Source organism: Sphingobium sp. SG1, from assembly GCF_057063145.1.
Window position 1 is genome coordinate 1 of sequence record NZ_JBVVOJ010000118.1, and the last position, 232, is coordinate 232.

Genomic DNA, 232 nt, shown 5'->3' on the forward strand with positions numbered 1-232 from the left:
GGACAAAACCCACGCGGAGGAAACATGCGCGCAGCGATCTTCAGAAACGGCGAGATTGTCGTCGATCAGATGCCGGAGCCGAAGCCGGGCGCCGGCCAGGTGCTGGTCAAATCGCTCGCCTGCGGCATCTGCGGTTCCGATCTGCACGCGCGCAAGCATGCCCACCGCATGGTGGAGCTGAGCAAGTTCCTGCCCGGCCGCACGCCGATGGACCTGTCCCGGGACGTCGTGT

At 65.5% G+C, this 232-nt stretch carries 1 pseudogene; it reads left to right on the forward strand.

From position 1 onward, the window contains the following. Positions 1–24 precede the first annotated feature (24 nt). Positions 25–232 (forward strand): annotated as a pseudogene (locus AC0KVN_RS27775) (hypothetical protein); the annotation flags it as partial.